The organism is Streptomyces fradiae ATCC 10745 = DSM 40063, from assembly GCF_008704425.1.
Lineage (GTDB): Bacteria > Actinomycetota > Actinomycetes > Streptomycetales > Streptomycetaceae > Streptomyces > Streptomyces fradiae.
Window position 1 is genome coordinate 6,694,002 of the sequence record NZ_CP023696.1, and the last position, 18,557, is coordinate 6,712,558.

An 18,557-nucleotide genomic window follows, 5' to 3' on the forward strand; every position below is an offset into this window, starting at 1 on the left:
GGGTCAGGCCTCCTGGAGAAGGGTGAGCAGTTCGGCGGGGGCGTTGAGGAACGCGTAGTGCCCGCCGGGCAGTTCGCGGAAGCGCACGTCGGAGGCGTAGCCCTCCCAGTCCCGCAGCAGGAGCAGGTCCACCTCCGGGTCGGACGACCAGTTCACGACGGTGATCCGGGTCCGGGGCAGGACGGCCGCGCGCCGGCGGTAGACCCGGTTGCTCTCCAGGTCCTGGTGGAGCACCGAGAGGGTGAGCTCGATCAGCAGCGGGTGCGGCTCGCCGCCCCGGGCCTCGACGATCGCGGCCAGCTCCGCCGACAGCTCCCCGTCGCTCAGGGAGAGGAAGCGGTCGTGCGGGCAGTGGTGGGGCGGGGCCTGCGCCGACACCACCAGGTGCGCCGGGGCGGGCAGTCCGGCCCCCGACAGCCGGAGCGCCGCCTCGTACGCCGGCAGCACGCCTGCGCAGTGGCCGAAGAACGCGAAGGGCCGGTCGAAGTACGGCAGCAGCGGCTCCACCAGGTCCTCCGCGAGGGCCTGGTACGTCTGGAAGTGCGGTTCCCGGATGCGGTTCTCCCGCGCCGGGAGCTGGATGGGGCACACCTCCGTGCCGCCGGGGCCGTCCAGCCAGCGCGGCCAGCGGCTGAACATCGATGCCCCCACCCCCGAGTACGGGAAGCAGAACACGCGCGCGGCGGCGTCCCCGGCGGGACGGCGCAGCAGCCAGGGCGGGAAGCCGGTCATCGCGCTCCCTCCCGGTCGCCCTCCGAGGCATCCGAGGCCGCCGAGGCCGCCGGCACGGGGGGCACCGAGCGCACGGAGGGCAGCAGCAGCACCGCGAGCCCCGCGGCGACGATCAGCACGGCGGCGCCCACCAGCGTGGGGCCCACCCCGGCGCCCGCCGAGACCGGGCCCACCACGGCGGCGCCGATCGGCACCAGCGCGAACGTGCCGAGGGACTCGTAGGCCATCACCCGCGACAGAGCCTCCGGCGGGACGTGCTGCTGCAGCGCGGTGTCGAGCATCACCTCGTACACGTCGACGCAGACCGCCGCCGCGAACGCGGCGGCGCACACCGCGGCGAGCGGCGCCTCGGCCGCCAGGAAGAAGAGCGACAGCGGGAAGCCCGCCGTGGCGAGAGCGGCCGCCCGGACGGGGCGGGCGGGCCGGACGCGCATGGCGACCACCGTGCCCAGCACGAAGCCGACGGCCTGCGTGGTGAGGATCGCGCTCCAGCCGGTGGCCCCGCCGTAGGCCTCCTTCGCCACGACCGGGCCGAGCACGTAGAACGAGCCCGCCAGCAGGACGTTGACGAAGGCCAGCTGAGTGACCATCACCCACACCCACTGCCGCGCGGTGAACTCCCGCCACCCCTCGCGCAGCGCCGCCGCCATCGTCTTCGACGGCCCGCCGCCCGCCGCCGGGACCTTGCGGACCAGTGCCAGCAGCGCCGCCGACAGGAAGAACGTGCCCGCGTCCACCATCAGCGTCCACCCGGCCCCCACCGTCGCCACCAGCACACCGGCCAGCGCCGCACCGAGGATGCTGCCGCCGCGCATGGACAGCTTCAGCAGCGCGTTGGCCGACTGCAGCGCGTCGCCCTCCACCAGCTGCGGCATCACCGAACGGGACGCCGGCTCGAACAGGGCGGCGGCCGCGCCGCTCAGGGCGGACAGCGCCGCCAGCGACAGCGGCGTCGCCGCACCGCTGACCAGCAGCAGCGCCAGTCCCGCGTGCACCGCCCCGGAGACCAGGTCCGCGCCGACCATGACCCGCTGCCGCGGGAAGCGGTCGGCGATCACCCCGCCCACCAGGACGAAGAGGATCTGCGACGCCATCCGCACCGCGAGGACCGTGCCCAGCACGGTCGCCGACCCGCCGGGCATGCCCAGGACGGCGAAGGCGAGCGCGACCGGCGTGATCGCGTTGCCCAGCAGGGACACGGACCGCGCCGACAGCAGGGCGAGGACGGACCGGTCCCGCAGCACCGAGGCGTGCGCCTTGTGGGCCTTCAGCATGTGCTCAGCTCCTCGGCGACGACGCGGCCGATCTCGGCCAGCGGCTCAGGGTGGGCCATGGTGATGTGCGCCGCCTCGACCGGGTGCCACCGCAGCTCGCCGCCGATGTGCGCCCGCCAGACGTCGGGCGTCGGCGCGTCCTCGACCCGCGCCTCGGTCGCCAGGAAGAACAGCAGGTCCCCGGCGTACCGGCCGGGCTCGTAGGCGCGCACGATCCGCCGGTTGTGCGCCATCGTCCGCAGCAGCGCCACGATCTGCGGCTCCGTCAGGCTGGTGAGCGCTCCCGTGTCCCGCTTGACGATCTCCAGGGCGCGGCCCAGCTCCGCGGACCCCTCCTCGGGGACGGCCTGCGGGTTCTCCGGGTCGAGCAGCGAGCGCAGCATCGTGCGGTCGTCGACGCGGAAGTGGTCGGGCATGCCGGGGTAGCAGTCGAGCAGCGCCAGCATGCCCGTCTTCACACCCCTGGCCTGCCACTGCACCGCCATCTCGAAGGCGACCATGCCGCCGAGCGACCAGCCGAGCAGGTGGTAGGGGCCCTCCGGCTGGATCTCCTCGATCCGCCGGATGTAGTCGGCGGCCATCTCCTCGATGGTGGCGGGCATCTCGTCCGGGTGCAGCAGTCCGTGCGCCTGGACGCCGATGACCGGGAACTCCGGCGGGACCTGCCGCAGCAGGCCCACGTAGCTCCAGCTCAGGCCACCGCCCGGATGGATGCAGAAGACCGCCTCACGGGTGCCGTGCGGCCGCAGCGGCAGGATGACCTCCAGGGAGTCCCGGCTGCTGCCGGACCCCAGCCGCCGGGCCAGGCCCGCCACGGTCGGCGTGCTGAACAGGCTGCTCATCGCCAGCTCCGTGCCCGTCGTCTCACGCACCCGGCTGATCAGCCGGGCGGCGAGCAGCGAGTGCCCGCCCAGCCCGAAGAAGTCGTCGTCGATGCCCACCTCGGGCACCCCGAGGACCTCGGCGAAGAGCTGGCACAGGATGTCCTCCTGCGGGGTGCGCGGCGGGCGCGCGCCGACCGTGCCGGCGGCGTCGGGCACCGGCAGCCGACCGCGGTCGACCTTGCCGTTGAGCCGCAGCGGCAGCGCGTCGAGGACGGTGAAGGTCGGCGGGACCATGTGCTCCGGCAGCCGGGCCGCCAGGTGGTCGCGCAGCTCGCCGGGGCCGGGCGACACCCCGCCGGCCGGCACCACGTACGCGGCCAGCCGCCTGTCTCCGGGCCGGTCCTCCCGGACGACCACGGCGGTGGCCGCGACGCCGGGGTGCGCGGCGAGGACGTTCTCGATCTCACCCGGCTCGATCCGGAAGCCCCGGATCTTCACCTGGTCGTCGACGCGCCCGGTGAACTCCAGGGTCCCGTCGCGCCGCCAGCGGGCCGTGTCGCCGGTGCGGTACAGCCGCTCGCCCGGTGCCCCGAACGGGTCGGCGACGAACCGCGCCGCGGTGAGGCCCGGACGGCCCGGGTAGCCCCGCGCGAGGCCGGCCCCGGCGATGTACACCTCACCCGGGGTGCCGACGGGCACCGGCTCCAGCGCGCCGTCCAGCACGTAGACGCGGGTGTCGGCCAGCGGGCGGCCGACCGGGATGCGGCCCTCGAGGTCGCGCGGCTCCACGGTGTGGACGCAGGCCATCATCGTGGTCTCGGTCGGGCCGTACTGGTTGACCACCGCGCAGCCCCACTCGCGCATGACCACCTCCGCCTCGCCGGGACGGAGCGTCTCACCGCCGGTACCCACCAGCCGCAGCGACGCCAGGTCCGCCGGGTCCGGCCGGTACGCGAGCAGCGACTCCAGCAGCGAGTGGACGACGCAGATGGCGACGGTGGGGCGGGCCTCCCGGATCACCCGGACCACGGCAGCGGGGTCGCGTTCGGCGCCCGGCGGGAGCAGGGCCACCGCCCCGCCCACCGACAGCGGGGCGAAGATCTCGCGCACCGGCACCTCGAAGCCCAGCGAGATCACCTGGAGGTTGACGTCGTCCTCGGTGAGCCCGAAGCAGGCGACGGCGTCCCGCAGCCTGCCCACGACACCGCGGTGCTCCAGGAGCACGCACTTGGGCCGCCCCGTCGACCCGGAGGTGTACACGGCGTACGCGGGGCTGCGGCCGTCGGCGGTCGGCGCCGGCCGGCCCGCGGGGGCGGCCGCGGGACGCGGGTCGCGGTCGAGGCACACCCGCTCCACGCCCTCCGGCAGGTCCATGTCCGCACCCAGCTCCTCGGTCGTCAGCAGGACCGATGCCCCGCTGTCGGCGAGCATGAAGACGCGCCGCGCCGGCGGGTGCCCCGGCTCCAGCGGCATGTAGGCGGCGCCCGCCTTCCACACCCCCAGCACGGCCGCCACGAACTCCGGGCCGCGCGGCAGGCACAGGCCCACCATGACCTCCGGGCCCGCCCCGAGTCCCCGCAGCACATGGGCGATCCGGTTGGCCCGCTCGTCGAGCTCGCGGTACGTCCACCGGGTGCCGCCCTGCACCAGGGCGAGCCGGTCGGGCGCGCGGTCCGCCTGCCGCTCGAACAGCTCCGCCACGGTGGCGCACCCGGGCGCCGGGGCCGCGGTGTCGTTCCATTCCACCAGCACACGCCTGCGCTCGGCCTCGCCGAGCACGTCGATCCGTCCGATCGGCACCTCGGGGCGGGCCGTGGCGGCGTCCAGGAACCGCAGCAGGCGCCACACCAGCCGCTCGGCCGTGGCGTGGTCGAACAGGTCGGCGCTGTAGACCGCGGTCCCGTCGACGCCCTCGGGTTCCCCGCCCGGCCCCCGCCGCTCCTCGAAGCTCAGCGACAGGTCGAACTTGGCCGTGTGGTCGCCGACGGGCCGGGCGTCGACCGCGAGTCCGGGCATCTCCAGGTCCGCGGCGACGGCCGGCTGCACGCCCACGACGACCTGGGCCAGCGGGTGCCGACTGGAGGACCGCTCGGGGTTGAGGACCTCGACCAGCCGCTCGAACGGCAGCTCCTGGTGGGCGTACGCGTCCAGACTGCTCTTGCGGACGCGGTGCAGCAGCCGCAGGAACGAGGGGTCGCCCGAGGTGTCGACCCGGGTCACCAGGGTGTTCACGAAGAAGCCGACCAGCGGGTGCAGCGCCTCGTCGCCGCGGCCCGCCACGGGCACGCCGATCGGCAGGTCGGTACCGGCGCCCACGCGGGTGAGCAGACCGGCCACCGCGGCCTGCAGCACCATGCCGGTGGTGCAGGCACTCGCGGCGGCCAGCTCGGCGATCCGCGTGTGCAGGGCCGCGTCGATCACCAGCGGCACCGCGCCGCCCCGGAACGCCGTCTCGCGCGGTCGGGGCCGGTCGGCCGGCAGGTCCAGCTCCTCGGGGGCGCCGGCCAGGTACTCGGCCCAGAAAGCGGTCTGCCGCGCCGCGGTGCTGTCCGGGTCGTCCGGGTCGCCCAGCGCGTCCCGCTGCCACAGCGCGTAGTCCGCGTACTGCACGGCCGGCGCCTCCCAGTCGGGGGCCGCCCCGCGGGTACGTGCGCTGTAGGCGTCGGCGAGGTCCCGGAAGAGCACCCCCATCGACCAGCCGTCGGCCGCTATGTGGTGCACCACCAGGAGCAGCACGCTCTCCTCGGGCCCGGTCCGCAGCAGCACCGCGCGCAGCGGGAGGTCCCGCGACAGGTCGAACGGCAGCCGCGCCTCCTCCAGCAGCCGCTCGTCCACGCGCTCCGGCTCGACCGGCACCACGGCCAGCGGCGGCCGGCCCTCCCCGCCCCCGTCCTCGCCCGCCTCCGGGTCCAGGACGCGCTGGTGAGGGACGCCGTCCCGCTCCGGGTAGACGGTCCGCAGGACCTCGTGGCGGGCCACCAGGTCCCCGAGCGCCGCGTCGAGCGCCGCGACGTCCACGGCCCCGGTCAGCCGCAGCGCGTACGGCACGTGGTACGCCGGCGAGCCGCCGTGGATCCGGTGCAGGAACCACAGGCGCCGCTGGGCGTGCGAGAGGGGGATCTCCGGCGGTCTGGGCCGGGCGGTCAGCGGCGGCGTCCCCCCGCCGGGCCGCAGCCGCCCGGCCAGTGCCGCCGGGGTCCGCGCGTCGAGCAGGTCCTGGACGCGCACCTCGTGGCCGAGCGCCGCGCGGACCCGGTTGACCAGCCGGATGGCGGACAGCGAGTGGCCGCCCAGTGCGAAGAAGTCGTCGTCCGGGCCGACGGCGGGCCGTTGAAGGGCCTGCGCGAAGAGGGCGCACAGCAGCTCCTCGTGCACGGTCGCCGGTGCCCTGCCCGCCCCGGCCTCCCCGGCCCGCGGCTCCGGCAGTGCGGCCCGGTCCAGCTTGCCGTTGGCGTTCATCGGCAGCGCGTCGAGCGGGGTGTACGAGGCGGGGACCATGTACGGGGGCAGCGCGGCGGCCATGTGGGCGCGCAGCTCCGCCGGGTCGGCGCCGCCGACCGTGTACGCCGCCAGGCTCCGGTCGCCGTCCGGCGACTCGCGCACGGCGACGGCGGCGGCCGACACGTCCGGATGCCGGACCAGGGCCGCCTCGACGTCGCCGAGCTCGATCCGGAAGCCGCGGATCTTGACCTGGTCGTCGGCCCGCCCGGCGAACTCCAGGTCGCCGTCCGGGCGCCGCCGGGCCAGGTCGCCCGAGCGGTAGCCCCGCCCGCCGCCCGGCAGTTCCACGAACCGGGCGGCCGTCAGCTCGGGGCGTTCCAGGTAGCCCAGGGCGACGCCCGGACCGGTGACGACCATCTCCCCGGCCGTGCCGTCCGGCACGGGGACCAGGTCCTCGTCGACCAGGAGGATGCGGGAGCCCGGCAGCGGCGCGCCGATGAGGCTGGCGTCCGCGCCGAGGTCGGCGCGGAGCACCCGCCGGAACGTGGCGTGCACGGTGGTCTCGGTGATCCCGTACATGTTGGCCAGCCGGGGGCGCTCGTCGCCGTACTTCTCCACCCACGGGCACAGTTCCGCGAAACGCAGCGCCTCCCCGCCGAAGACCACCCACCGCAGCGGCAGCGCGTCGGCGTGCCGCGCCTCCTCCCGCACCAGCTGGGCGAAGGCGGTGGGCGTCTGGCTGAGCACCGTCACCCCCTCGTCCCGCAGGAGCCGGCGGAAGGCCGCCGGGTCCTTGGCGGTCGCCTCCGGCACGACGACCGCGCGGCCGCCCGTGAGCAGCGGCCCCCAGATCTCCCACACGGAGAAGTCGAACGCGAACGAGTGGAAGACCGACCACACGTCCTCGGCGGAGAAGCCGAAGAGCGGAGCCGTGGACGCGAACAGGTTCAGCACGTTGCGCTGGGAGACCCGCACGCCCTTGGGGCGGCCCGTCGTACCGGAGGTGAAGACGATGTACGCGCAGTCCGACGGGGCGGCCGGGTGCACCGGCGGCGCGGCCCCCGCCCGCGGCGGACCGCTCAGGGGCCCGTCGGCCCACACGACGCGCGGGCCCGGCGGCAACCGGTCGGCGAACCCGCGCGAGGAGACCACCACCTCGGGGCGGACGTCCCCGAGGACCGACTCCAGCCGGGCGGGCGGCGTGGCCGGGTCCACCGGCACGTAGGCCCGGCCCGTCTTCAGCGCGGCGAGGGCGGCGACGACCATCTCCACCCCGCGCTCCAGGAGGATGACGACCGGCGCGCCGCCGCGGCCGTCCCCGGCTTCCGGGCCCTCGCCGGGTGCGCCCTCGCCGGGTGCGCCCGCGTCCGGGGCGGCGAGCAGCTCCGCGGCGAGGCGGTCGGCGGCGCCGTCCAGCTCGGCGTAGGTCAGGGACCGCTCGCCGTCGCCGACCGCGACCCGCCCGGGGAACCGGCGGACGGAGGAGAGGAAGCCGTCGAGCAGGGACGCCGCTTCGTCGAGGCCGTATCCAGTCGCTATCAACGCTCGCCCTTCGGATCGCCGGAGTCACAAGGTCCGGCCGAGCCTGGCAGGACGGACGCCCCGCGTCTTCGGCCGGTGGACGAGGCGGAGCCCCACCGGCATGGAGGGGTCATCCGGAAGTGGAGGCGACCACGACCGCCGCCGGATACCGGCCGGCCCGGCGCCCGTGCTGCGATGAGGTACCGGGGCACCCGCCCGGTCCGCAGGCGTACGGCGCCGCCCCATCCACCCCATCCGGCATGCGTCCCATCCGTCTCACCCGTCCCACCCGGCAAGCCCGGAGCGGCCCCTCCGGGAACGGAGCGCCCTTACCGCCGGAGCGGCCCCGGGCCCGCACGCGGGCCCCGAGCCCGGCACCGCACCGCACCGGCACCGCACCGCCCCGGCACCGCCCCGGCACCGCACCGCCCCGGACCGGACCGCTCCGGCGGTCACCGGTCCTCCCCACCGTCCGCCCCCGACCGAAGGGCCCACGCGGCATGGCAGGCACGACCCTCGCCCAGAAGGTCTGGCAGTCCCGCACCGTCCGACCCGGCGTCGGCGACGAGGACCTGCTCTACATCGACATGCACCTGCTGCACGAGGTGAACACCCCCCAGGCGTTCGACGCCCTGCGGGCGGCCGGGCGCACGGTCCGCAGGCCCGACCTGACCGTCGCCACCGAGGACCACAGCACGCCCACGATCTCCGTCGACCGGTACGACCCGGTGGAGGGCCGCCGCATGCAGCGCACGCTGCTGCGCGACAACTGCGCCGAGTTCGGCATCCCCTTCCACCGGCTCGGCGGCCCCGGCCAGGGCATCTACGCCGTGATCGCCCCCGAGCTCGGCCTCGTCCACCCGGGTATGACCATCGTCTGCTGCGACTCGCACACCACCACGCTCGGCGCCTTCGGCGCCCTGTCCTTCGGCATCGGCACCAGCCAGGTGGAGCACGTGCTCGCCACCCAGACCCTGCCCAAGCGCAGACCGCGCGACATGCGGGTCACCGTCACCGGCACGCTGCCCCCCGGCGTGACCGCCAAGGACATGGTGCTCGCGCTGATCGGGCGGTACGGGACGACAGCCGGCCAGGGCCATGTCGTCGAGTACCGGGGGGAGGCGATCGCCGCGCTCTCGATGGAGGCGCGCATGACGCTGTGCAACATGACCGTCGAGATGGGCTCCGCGGCCGGGATCATCGCCCCCGACGAGACCACCTTCGCCTACCTGCGCTCCGTCCTCGGCGGATCGCCCCCGGCGGGCGAGGAGGCGTACTGGCGCGGCTTCTTCACCGACCCGGACGCCGTCTTCGACAAGGAGCTGGCCCTCGACGCGGGGGAGCTGCGCCCGTACGTCTCCTGGGGCACCAACCCCGGGCAGAGCATCCCCCTCGACGGGCGCGTCCCCCACCCGGACGACTTCGGCGACCCGGCGCTGCGCACCGCGGCGGAACGGGCGCTGTCCTACATGGACCTGCGTCCCGGCACCCCCATGCGGGACGTGCCGATCGACGTGGTGTTCCTCGGCTCCTGCACCAACGGCCGCATCGAGGACCTGCGGGCCGCCGCCGAGGTGCTCGACGGGCGCAGGGTGGCCGACGGGGTGCGGATGGTGATCGTGCCCGGGTCGATGAGGGTGCGCCGGCAGGCCGTCGCCGAGGGCCTGGACGAGGTCTTCGCCCGCGCCGGCGCCGACTTCCGGGCCGCCGCCGGCTGCTCGATGTGCGTCTCCCTCGGCGAGGACCGGCTCACCCCGGGCACCCGGTCCGCGTCGAGCGGCAACCGGAACTTCGAGGGCCGCCAGGGCCCCGGCGCCCGCACCCACCTGGTCTCGCCACCGGTCGCGGCGGCGACGGCCGTGGCGGGGCGGCTCGCGGCCCCGGGCGACCTGTGACCGGCCGGGCGGGCTCGACCGGCGAGGAGCCCGGCGCCCGCACCCCCCGCACCGCCCCTGCCTCCCGTACCTCCCACATCGCCCGCACGGCCCGCACCCCCCGCACCGCCGGACCTCCCCGCACCGCCCACGCGGCCCGCACCGCGCGAGCCGCCCGCACGGCCCCCGCCGCCCGCACGACGAACCGCCCGGCCGGAGCCGCCGGGCGGTCCCGGCCGGCCGGGGCGGCCCGACCGACCGCACCGACGACGGAGTGACCACCATGCGCAGCTTCACGGTGCACACCGGCACCGCCGCGCCCCTGCGGCGCAGCGACGTCGACACCGACCAGATCATCCCCGGCAGGTTCTGCGCCACCCACCGGCGCACCGGCTACGCCGACGGGCTGTTCGGCGACTGGCGCCAGGACCCCGGCTTCGTGCTCAACCGCCCCGAGTACCAGGGCGCCAGCGTCCTCGTCGCGGGCGAGATGTTCGGCACCGGGTCCTCCCGCGAGCACGCCGTCTGGGCGCTGCAGGAGTTCGGGTTCCGGGTCGTCGTCGCGCCCCGGTTCGCGGACATCTTCCGGGCCAACTCGCTCATGGCGGGACTTCTCACCGTGACACTGCCCACCGGCCGCGTCGAGGCCCTGTGGGACGCCGTCGAAGCCGACCCGCGCACCGAGGTCACCGTCGACCTGCGCGCGATGACCGTCCGCGCCGGCGCACTCCACGAGCCCTTCACGCTGGGCGAGGACACCCGCGCCCGGCTGCTCGCCGGGCTGGACCAGATCGACGCCACGCTCCGGTACGCCGACGACATCGCCGCCTACGAGCAGCGTCGCAGGCCGGGGCTGCCGACCTCGGGCACGGCGGCATGAGAGGACGCGTCGCGCGGCGCTGCGCCGAGGTCGCGCCGTCCGCCACCGTCGCCCTCAACGACCGGGTGCAGGAGCTGCGGGCCCGCGGCACCGACGTGCTCGACCTCGGTGGCGGCGACCCGGGGTTCGACACCCCGCGGCACGTCGCGGTCGCCGCATCGAAGGCGCTGCTCGCCGGCTTCACCCACTACACGGCCAGCCGCGGACTCCCCGAGCTGCGGCAGGCCGTCGCCGAGAAGCTGCGCCGGGACAACGGGGTGGACGTCGACCCGGACACCCAGGTCCTCGTCACGCCCTCCTCCAAGCACGCCCTCTTCACCGCCCTGACGGCCGTTCTCGACCCCGGCGACGAGGTGCTCGTCCCGACACCGGGCTGGGGCAGCTACGGGGCCATGGCCCGGCTCGCCGGCGCCGTGCCGGTCTGGGCCGAGCTGTCACCCCGCGACGGGTTCGCCGTCACCCGCGCCCGCCTCGACCGGCACGTCACCGCCCGCACCAGGGCCCTCGTGCTGAACACCCCGCACAACCCGACCGGACGAGTCCTCACCGCGCGGGAGGCCGACGCCATCGCGGGGTTCGCCGCCGAACACGACCTGATGATCGTCACCGACGAGGTCTACGAGAAGATCGTCTTCTCCGGTGAGCACCTCAGCATCGCCGCCCGCCGGGACTGCGCCGACCGCACGGTGACCGTGAACGGCTTCTCCAAGGGGTACGCCATGCCCGGCTGGCGCCTGGGCTACGCGGCCGGCCCGCGGGACGTCGTCGCCGCGATGCTCGCCGTCCACCAGCACACCGTGGCGTGCGCCGGATCGTTCGTCCAGGCCGGGGGAGTGGCCGCGCTGCGCGGACCGCAGGACGCCCTGCGGGAGGCGGCCGCCGCATACGCCGCCCGCGCCGCGCTGGTCACCCGCACGCTGAACGGGCTGCCCGGTGTGGTGTGCCCGCCACCGGCCGGTACCTTCTACGCGTTCGCCGACATCACCGGCACGGGCATCCCCGACGGCGACGCCTTCGCGCAGGCGCTGCTCGCCGAGGCGGCCGTCGCGGTGACCCCCGGATCGGCCTTCGGCCCCGGCGGCCGCGGGCACGTCCGGATCTCGTTCGCGACCGGGGCCCCGGTCCTCGACGCCGCCCTCGACCGCCTGGCCGTCTTCGTCCGGGACCTTGCCCCCGGCCGGGCGGCCCCGTCCACCGGGATGTGACATGAAGCCCCTCCACACACTGACCGACGCCGAACGGCTGGAGCTCCGCGCGCTCCTGGAGGCCGTCGAGGGCGACCCCTACCGCGACTACCCCGCCTTCTCGCGGTCCGTGGGCGACCTCGTCGGGGGCGGCGCCCTCCCGGCGTTCCTGCCGCAGGTCTGCGCGGCGATCCGGGAGGAGCGCGCCACCGGGGCCCGCGCGGCCCACGTCCTGCGCAACTGCCCCCTGGACGCGCACGTACCAAAGATCGGCAACGGCGACCCGCTCGCCGACAAGTACGCGCGCAAGCACACGTTCGTCGCCGAGGCGTTCCACGAGCTGTTCGCGCGGCTCGCCGGGACCCCCCTCCTGGCGTACGCGACACGCTTCAACGGCGACTTCTTCACCGACGTCATCGCCCACGACAGGTACGCGGGCCGGCAGACCGGCTTCACCGACGGCGAGCTGGTCTTCCACAACGACCGCACCGCCCACCGCGTCCGGGCGGACTTCATCTCCCTGCTCGGCATGCGCTGCCCCGAGCAGGACCTCGTCTACACCGGCTTCGTGGACGGCCGCGCACTGCTGGCCCACCTCGCCCCCGCCGAGCAGGCGGTACTGCGGCAGCCGTACTACACCACGCCGTTCGACGTGGTGTCCCGCGACGGCAACGGCGGCCTCACCGCCTCCGGGCCCCACCCGATCCTGGAGGGGTCCCACAGCTTCCGCTACCTGGACACCCACACGGCGGCGGCGGGCGGCTGTCCCGGCGAGGCCAAGGACGCGCTCATCGCGCTGAAGAACGCGCTGGCCCGCGCGGAGCGGATCCGGCACCGCGTCCTCACCGGCGACTTCCTCACCTTCGCCAATCAGGAGGGCCTGCACAACCGGGAGCGCGTCGAGGTGGACGACCCGCGGCGCGCCCGCAGCCGGTGGCTGCTCAAGACGTACGCCTTCCGCGACCAGGCCGCCGCCGACCGCCACGCCGACCACTGGGTGGACGGCGTGCGCGGCCGGGTCGGCGACTGACGACAACACGAGGAGTGCCATGACGGTGAGACCGGAAGACCGCCCGACCCGCCGGGTCTCCGTGGTCGACACGACGCTGCGGGACGGCGAGCAGGCCCCCGGCAACGCGATGGAGCCCGACGAGAAGGTGGAGATGGCCCAGCGCATCGAGGCCCTGGGCGTCGATGTCGTGGAGGCGGCCTTCCCGGCGTCGTCCCCGAGGGACTTCGAGGCGACGCGGCTGATCGCCCAGACCCTGAAGCGCGCCCGCCTCGCCACCTTCTCGCGGACGACGCGCCAGGACGTGGAGGTCGCCGTCGAGGCGGGCGGCACGGGCAACCACGAGGTGCAGCTCGTCGCCACGGGCAGCGAGATCCATCTGGAGCACAAGCGGGGCATCACCCGCGAGCAGGCCGTGCGGGAGGTCACCGACACCGTCGGATTCGCCCGCGCGCTCGGCGTCCGCCATGTGTCGGTCGGGATCGAGGACGCCAGCCGGGGCAGCGACGACCTGGTGAGGGCGCTCTGCGACGGCGCTCTCGACGCCGGGGCGGACTGCGTCATCCTCGCCGACACCACGGGATGCGCCACCCCGGAGGAGTTCGGCGCGCTGGTGGCGAAGGTGCGCGCGTGGGCCCCGCGCCCGGTGCGCCTCTCCACCCACTGCCACAACGACTTCGGGCTGTCGCTGGCGAACGCGGTCGCCGGCCTGGTGGCCGGCGCCGACGAGGTCCAGGTGACCCTGGGCGGCATCGGGGAGCGCGGCGGCAACACCCCGCTGGAGGAACTCGCCGCGCTCCTCGCCTACAAGGGCGGGCAGTACGGCCTGCACACCGACATCGACACCGCCGGCATGTACGAGGCGTACACGGCGCTGCGCCGCGTCATCCGCCTGGAGGAGCCCCGCAATAAGCCGATCTTCGGCCGGTACGCCTTCGGCACCACCGCGGGCATCCACCAGCAGGGCATCCTCAGCAACCCCGCGACGTACGAGTACGTCGAACCGGCCCGGTTCGGCCGCGAGCGGGCCCTCCTCATCGGCCGCCACTCGGGCCGCACCATCCTGCGGCATCTGCTGGACCAGCTCGGCGTCGGCACCACCGACGAGCAGTTCACCGAGCTGTACCACCGGTACATCACCGGACGGGAGGGCTCCGACAGCGAGGACCTCGCCGTCGTACGGGACCGGCTCGCCCGCGAGCTGGCCGGCCGCTGACGGCCGGCCGGCCCGGTGGCACGGGGCCCTCACGTCTCACCTGTGAGGGCCCCGTGCCCGTCCGGCGGGGCCGGCCTCCTCAGGGCACCGCGTCCTCCCGCAGCATCAGCACCGCCTCGAGCCGGTTGCGCGCGCCCAGTCTGGCCAGGGCGTGCGAGACGTGGCTCTTGACCGTGGCCGTGGAGACCCCGCACTGCCTCGCCACCTCCGACGTGGACAGCCCCTGCGCCAGCAGGACGAGGACCTGGCGCTCCCGCCGGGTGAGCCGGCGTACCGACTCCGCCGCGCCGCGCCGCCGCCTCGAGGCGGGGTACGTAGTACTCCAGGAGCGAGGGGGAGAGCACCCGGTTGCCGTGCGCCACCGCGTGCACCCCGCTGAGCACGCTCTCCGGGCGGGTGTCCTTCTCCAGGCAGCCCCACGCGCCCGCCGCCAGCACGTCGTTGAGGTGCTGTCGGGTCCAGTCCAGCCCGACGACCAGCGGCCGGAGGCGTCGTTCCGCCAGCTCTCCGACCCTGCCGAGCAGCAGGTCGCCCTGGCTGAGTCCGAGGACGACGACGGTGACGCGGCGCAGCGGCCACTGCGCCACGGGGGTGCGCGCGTCGATGGCCGCGCCGACGTCGATGAGCCCGTCGGCGCGCAGCGCGTCCTCGAGGAAGTGCCGGGAGATGGGGTCGTGGTCGGCGATCAGCGTGCGAACGCGCGCCGTCCGCCCCTCGGGGACCGAGGAGGCGGACCAGGGGGCGGACGCCAACTCCCCGACTACGGTCACCGAGACGGCCCGCGGCCGGCGCCCGCGGGCCGGATGTCCGGCCAGTTCTCCTCCACGTAGGCGAGGCATTCCCCGCGGCCGTGCTCCCCGAAGGCGACGGACCAGCCCTCCGGCACGTCCATGCGCGCCGGCCACAGCGAGTGCTGGTTCTCCTCGTTCCGCAGGACGACGAACGTTCCGTCCGGGTCATCAAAGGGATTCAGCATGTGTGCTCCCTCCCCTGCCGTGCAGGGCGCGAGTGGCGGATATGGCTCGTTAGAGGTGCAGCCCGGGGATCGTAACACCGGCGCAACGAAATCGATCAAGGGTTTTCCGGGTGAACGGCCAGTAGGAACACCGATCTTCACAAGCGGAGGGAGAAGTCCGCGACTGTCCCGCGCATTCACCCATGACCTCGTGTTACCGCCCGCGACCTCTCGCGGGAGCCCTGTTTCCGCGGCGGAAGGGGGATTCCGCCCACAAGGCCGGACCGGCCGAAAAGAAGCGATTGGAATACGGAATGGCGGGGAACGGAGGGCGTCCCGTATCGCATGGAAAGGGGCGGTCCGCTTCCTTTCGGCGCGGCCGCGCGGGGATCCGCGCCGCGGCCGGGGCGGACCGTCCCGCGGGGCTTGTCCGCATATCCTTCCGGCATGGTCGAATACCACTGGGTCGATTCCGGAGGAATCCGCCTGGCCTGCCGGATGTCGGGCGGACCGGACAAGCCTCCGGTTCTCCTGCTGCACGCCCTGGGAAAGGATTGCGCCGACTGGGGGCACCTGGTGCCGGTCCTCGCCCGCGACAGACGCGTCTACGCGCTCGACCTGCGCGGCCACGGCCGCAGCGACTGGCCGGGGGAGTACTCACTGGAACTGATGCGGGCCGACGTGCGCCGCTTCATGGACACGCTGGGGCTCGACCGGGTCGACCTGGTCGGGCACTCCCTGGGCGGGATCGTCGCCTACCTGCTCGCCCAGGAGCAGCCCGGGCGGGTGGGGCGGATGGTCCTGGAGGACGTCGCCGCCCCGAGGCCCCGCAGGCCGACCGCCCCGGCCCGGCCCGACGGCGAGCTGCCCTTCGACTGGGAGATGGTCCTGGCCGTGCGGAAGCAGATCGACACCCCCGACCCCGCCTGGCTGGCTGGGCTCGACCGGATCACCGCGCGGACCCTGGTGGTGGCCGGCGGCCCGGGCAGCCACGTGCCGCAGGAGGGCGTCGAGGAACTGGCCCGCCGCATCCCCGGCGGGCGGATGGTCACCCTCCCTGTCGGGCACCTCGTCCACGAGGCGGCGCCGGAGCCCTTCGCCGCCGAGGTCAAGGCGTTTCTGACCACCCCGCCGCGCCGCCCCTGAGGCGTGCCGGACGTGTCGTCGCCGCCGGAGCGCGACAGGCCGGTGGCAGCCCTTCCCACTCCCGGTGGCCCCCTGGAGCCGGGCAGGGGGCCACCGGGAGTGGTCGACAGGTGCCGCCGGCGGCGTGGTGCGCCGCCACCGGACGGTACGGCCGGCGGAGCGAGGCCGCGCCACCGCCCGTCCACCGGCGCGCGGGACTTGAGTCTCCCCCGGAGGGAGGGTCCACAGTGGTCGCGTGAACGACGAAGAACCCCTGCTCACCATCGGGCAACTCGCCGACCGGACACAGGTGAGTGTCCGCAGCATCCGCCGCTGGTCGGACACCGGCGTCATCGCCCCCGTCCGCCGGTCGCCCGGCGGCTACCGCCTCTACGGCCCCGACGCGGTCGCCCGGCTCGGCCTCGTCCGCACCCTGCGGGAGCTCGGGCTGGGCCTGGAGGAGGTGCGCCGCGTCCTGCGCCGGGAGACGGCCGTCGCGGACGTCGCCGCCCGGCACATCGCCGCGGTGGACGCGAGGATCAGCGCGCTCCGGTTGAACCGGGCGGTTCTGTCAGTCGTCGCGCGCCGTGGAACCACCCCTGAGGAGACAGCGTTGGTGAACGAACTGGCACGACTCTCGGCCGACGAGCGCCGAGCCGCCGTGGAGGGCTACATGAGAGAGGTGTCCGACGGCCTGCGGGGCGCCTCCGGTCTGGGCGACCGCCTGGGACGCGCCCCTCTGACGCTCCCCGACGATCCGTCCGCCGAGCAGGTGGAGGCGTGGCTGGAGCTCGCCGAGCTCATACGCGATCCGGACCACCGGGCCCGTACGCGGCGCCTGCTGGAACGGTGCGCGCCCGGCAGCACCGGTGGCGCCCTCTGGTTCACGCTGCACGTCGTGCACGCCGTCGCCGAGGCCCGCGAGGGCGGCGCGGAACCCGGTGGACCGCGGGCGGCGGACCTGCTGGCCCGCCTGTTCCGCGACGCCGACCGGGCCGACGTCCTGGCGGATCTGAGGGCCGGGCTGGCCGCGGACGCCCCGCGCCTGCGCCGGCTGCTCTCCCTCGTACGGGGACGGCGTCCGGGCCCCGACCACGGAGAGGAGTACGCGTGGCTGGAGCGGGCCCTGGAGGCGGAACTCCGCCCCGCCCCCGCGCGCCCGGCACCGTAGCCGCCCCGCCCCGCCCCGCTCGGGCCGGCCCCCGCGGGCCCGGGCGCGCCGGACGGCCGGTACACCGCCGCGGGGGAGCGGCCCGTGCGTCGCCGAGGGGGCCCGGCCGGGAGGGCCGAGCCCGGCCCCCGGAGGCCCCCGCTACGAGGCCCACCGCTCCGGTGCGGCGCGACCCTGCTCCACCGCTCCACCGTCGTGCTCGGGCCGGCTGATCTCCGCCCACACCGCGTCGAGGGAGAGCCCCAGCACCTCGGCGATCGCCGCGATGGTCGGGAAGGCCGGGGTGGCCACGCGACCGGTCTCGATCTTCCGAAGGGTCTCCGGCGAGACCCCGGCGGCGAGCGCGGTGTCGAGCATCGAGCGATCCCCCCTGGCCAGGCGGAGGAGGGCGCCGAGTCGCTGTCCGCGTTCGACCTCTGCGGGGGTGAGGGGGAGCCTGACCATGGCCCCACTCTAATACCGGTAAAGTATGGCCGGTATTGTTATTGGAGACCCGGAGGCGTCGCGTGATCGAGATCCTGAACCCCACCCTGCTGGCCCGCGCCAGAGAGACCGGCGCGCTCGTCGCCGACATCCTGCAGACGCTCCGCTCCCGCAGCACGGTCGGAACGAACCTCCTGGACATCGACGAGTGGACCAGGTCCCTGATCGCCGAGGCGGGCGCGCAGTCCTGCTACGTCGACTACGCCCCGTCCTTCGGACGCGGCCCGTTCGGCCACTACGTCTGCACGGGCGTCAACGACGCCGTCCTCCACGGACGGCCCCACGACTACACCCTCGCCGACGGAGACCTGCTCACCCTCGACCTCGCCGTGTCCAGGAACGGGGTCGCCGCCGACGCCGCCGTCAGCTTCATCGTGGGCGACTCGCGGCCCCCGCAGAGCGTCGCACTGATCGACGCGACGGAACGCGCGCTGGCCGCCGGGATCGCCGCCGCTCGCCCCGGCGCCCGCGTCGGCGACATCTCCCATGCCATCGGCACCGTCCTCGGCGAGGCGGGGTACCCCGTCAACACCGAGTTCGGCGGGCACGGCATCGGATCGACGATGCACCAGGACCCGCACGTCGCGAACACCGGGCGGCCGGGCCGCGGATACAAGCTGCGCCCGGGACTGCTGCTCGCGCTGGAGCCCTGGGTCATGGCGGACACCGCCGAACTCGTCACCGACGCCGACGGATGGACGCTCCGCAGCGCCACCGGCTGCCGGACCGCGCACAGCGAGCACACCATCGCCATCACCGACGACGGGCCCGAGATCCTCACCCTCCCGCGGTCGTCGCGCGGTTGAGGCCGCTCCCTCGTCCCCACCCGCGGTGACCGTCCCGGCCGCCCCGACTCCCGCCGCGCGGC

14 protein-coding genes are annotated in these 18,557 nt (G+C 75.1%); 8 read left to right on the top strand and 6 right to left on the bottom strand.

Going from position 1 to position 18,557, the window contains the following annotated elements; translation table 11 throughout:
* Window positions 1–3: 3 nt before the first annotated feature.
* Genes CP974_RS29225 through CP974_RS29235 form a run of 3 tightly spaced genes read right to left on the bottom strand, consistent with a single transcriptional unit; the run spans window position 4 to window position 7,813 of the window.
* Window positions 4–732 (bottom strand): thioesterase II family protein, encoded by a 729-nt coding sequence (locus CP974_RS29225; protein WP_031127928.1) that lies wholly within the window; start codon window positions 730–732, stop codon window positions 4–6.
* On the bottom strand, window positions 729–2,006 hold the full coding sequence (locus tag CP974_RS29230; protein WP_031127929.1) for an MFS transporter: 1,278 nt from the start codon (window positions 2,004–2,006) through the stop codon (window positions 729–731). The genes CP974_RS29225 and CP974_RS29230 overlap by 4 nt, the downstream gene beginning before the upstream one ends.
* On the bottom strand, window positions 2,000–7,813 hold the full coding sequence (locus CP974_RS29235) for a non-ribosomal peptide synthetase (RefSeq protein WP_051838817.1): 5,814 nt from the start codon (window positions 7,811–7,813) through the stop codon (window positions 2,000–2,002). The genes CP974_RS29230 and CP974_RS29235 overlap by 7 nt, the downstream gene beginning before the upstream one ends.
* Before the next feature lie 479 nt (window positions 7,814–8,292).
* Between CP974_RS29235 and leuC the strand changes: the two genes are divergently transcribed.
* The 5 genes from leuC to CP974_RS29260 all read left to right on the top strand — a co-directional run bounded on the left by leuC (window position 8,293) and on the right by CP974_RS29260 (window position 13,955).
* Window positions 8,293–9,687, top strand: a complete 1,395-nt coding sequence (leuC, locus tag CP974_RS29240) for a 3-isopropylmalate dehydratase large subunit (RefSeq protein WP_031127931.1) — start codon at window positions 8,293–8,295, stop codon at window positions 9,685–9,687.
* Between the two features lie 262 nt (window positions 9,688–9,949).
* Complete coding sequence (gene leuD / locus CP974_RS29245; protein WP_031127933.1) at window positions 9,950–10,546, top strand: 3-isopropylmalate dehydratase small subunit; 597 nt, start codon at window positions 9,950–9,952, stop codon at window positions 10,544–10,546.
* A complete protein-coding gene (locus tag CP974_RS29250) occupies window positions 10,543–11,751 on the top strand; it encodes a pyridoxal phosphate-dependent aminotransferase (protein ID WP_051838818.1) in 1,209 nt (402 codons plus the stop codon). The genes leuD and CP974_RS29250 overlap by 4 nt, the downstream gene beginning before the upstream one ends.
* Before the next feature lies 1 nt (window position 11,752).
* The gene (locus CP974_RS29255; RefSeq protein WP_031127935.1) at window positions 11,753–12,760 is read left to right on the top strand and encodes a TauD/TfdA family dioxygenase; all 1,008 of its coding nucleotides are present in this window, start codon (window positions 11,753–11,755) and stop codon (window positions 12,758–12,760) included.
* A gap of 19 nt (window positions 12,761–12,779) precedes the next feature.
* Entirely contained in the window at window positions 12,780–13,955 is a 1,176-nt protein-coding gene (locus tag CP974_RS29260) for a LeuA family protein (protein WP_031127936.1), read from the top strand.
* A gap of 79 nt (window positions 13,956–14,034) precedes the next feature.
* On the opposite strand, the gene CP974_RS31050 is transcribed toward CP974_RS29260, so the two are convergent.
* The gene (locus CP974_RS31050) at window positions 14,035–14,190 is read right to left on the bottom strand and encodes a response regulator transcription factor (protein ID WP_078915257.1); all 156 of its coding nucleotides are present in this window, start codon (window positions 14,188–14,190) and stop codon (window positions 14,035–14,037) included.
* Window positions 14,191–14,721: 531 nt separating this feature from the next.
* The gene (locus CP974_RS29270) at window positions 14,722–14,931 is read right to left on the bottom strand and encodes an MbtH family protein (protein ID WP_031127937.1); all 210 of its coding nucleotides are present in this window, start codon (window positions 14,929–14,931) and stop codon (window positions 14,722–14,724) included.
* Window positions 14,932–15,357: 426 nt separating this feature from the next.
* On the opposite strand from CP974_RS29270, the gene CP974_RS29275 reads away from it, so the two are divergent.
* Together CP974_RS29275 and CP974_RS29280 are read left to right on the top strand one after the other, a co-directional pair.
* The gene (locus tag CP974_RS29275; protein WP_031127938.1) at window positions 15,358–16,056 is read left to right on the top strand and encodes an alpha/beta fold hydrolase; all 699 of its coding nucleotides are present in this window, start codon (window positions 15,358–15,360) and stop codon (window positions 16,054–16,056) included.
* A gap of 235 nt (window positions 16,057–16,291) precedes the next feature.
* Window positions 16,292–17,206 carry a helix-turn-helix domain-containing protein gene (locus tag CP974_RS29280; protein WP_031127939.1) on the top strand — a complete coding sequence of 305 codons (915 nt, stop codon included), beginning with the start codon at window positions 16,292–16,294 and terminating at the stop codon, window positions 17,204–17,206.
* Between the two features lie 141 nt (window positions 17,207–17,347).
* Here the strand turns inward: CP974_RS29280 and CP974_RS29285 are convergent, their stop codons facing one another.
* A complete protein-coding gene (locus tag CP974_RS29285) occupies window positions 17,348–17,650 on the bottom strand; it encodes a helix-turn-helix domain-containing protein (RefSeq protein ID WP_031127940.1) in 303 nt (100 codons plus the stop codon).
* A gap of 62 nt (window positions 17,651–17,712) precedes the next feature.
* Between CP974_RS29285 and map the strand changes: the two genes are divergently transcribed.
* Window positions 17,713–18,495, top strand: coding sequence for a type I methionyl aminopeptidase (gene map, locus CP974_RS29290; protein WP_031127941.1), 783 nt, complete (start codon window positions 17,713–17,715; stop codon window positions 18,493–18,495).
* The last annotated feature ends 62 nt before the right edge of the window (window positions 18,496–18,557 follow it).

Bases quoted from the DNA above. Each gene is read 5' to 3' on its own strand.
- CP974_RS29225 (WP_031127928.1), bottom strand. From the start codon at position 732: ATGACCGGCTTCCCGCCCTGGCTGCTGCGCCGTCCCGCCGGGGACGCC.
- CP974_RS29230 (WP_031127929.1), bottom strand. From the start codon at position 2,006: ATGCTGAAGGCCCACAAGGCGCACGCCTCGGTGCTGCGGGACCGGTCC.
- CP974_RS29275 (WP_031127938.1), top strand. From the start codon at position 15,358: ATGGTCGAATACCACTGGGTCGATTCCGGAGGAATCCGCCTGGCCTGC.
- CP974_RS29285 (WP_031127940.1), bottom strand. From the start codon at position 17,650: ATGGTCAGGCTCCCCCTCACCCCCGCAGAGGTCGAACGCGGACAGCGA.
- CP974_RS29270 (WP_031127937.1), bottom strand. From the start codon at position 14,931: ATGCTGAATCCCTTTGATGACCCGGACGGAACGTTCGTCGTCCTGCGG.
- leuC (WP_031127931.1), top strand. From the start codon at position 8,293: ATGGCAGGCACGACCCTCGCCCAGAAGGTCTGGCAGTCCCGCACCGTC.
- CP974_RS29255 (WP_031127935.1), top strand. From the start codon at position 11,753: ATGAAGCCCCTCCACACACTGACCGACGCCGAACGGCTGGAGCTCCGC.
- CP974_RS29260 (WP_031127936.1), top strand. From the start codon at position 12,780: ATGACGGTGAGACCGGAAGACCGCCCGACCCGCCGGGTCTCCGTGGTC.
- leuD (WP_031127933.1), top strand. From the start codon at position 9,950: ATGCGCAGCTTCACGGTGCACACCGGCACCGCCGCGCCCCTGCGGCGC.
- CP974_RS29250 (WP_051838818.1), top strand. From the start codon at position 10,543: ATGAGAGGACGCGTCGCGCGGCGCTGCGCCGAGGTCGCGCCGTCCGCC.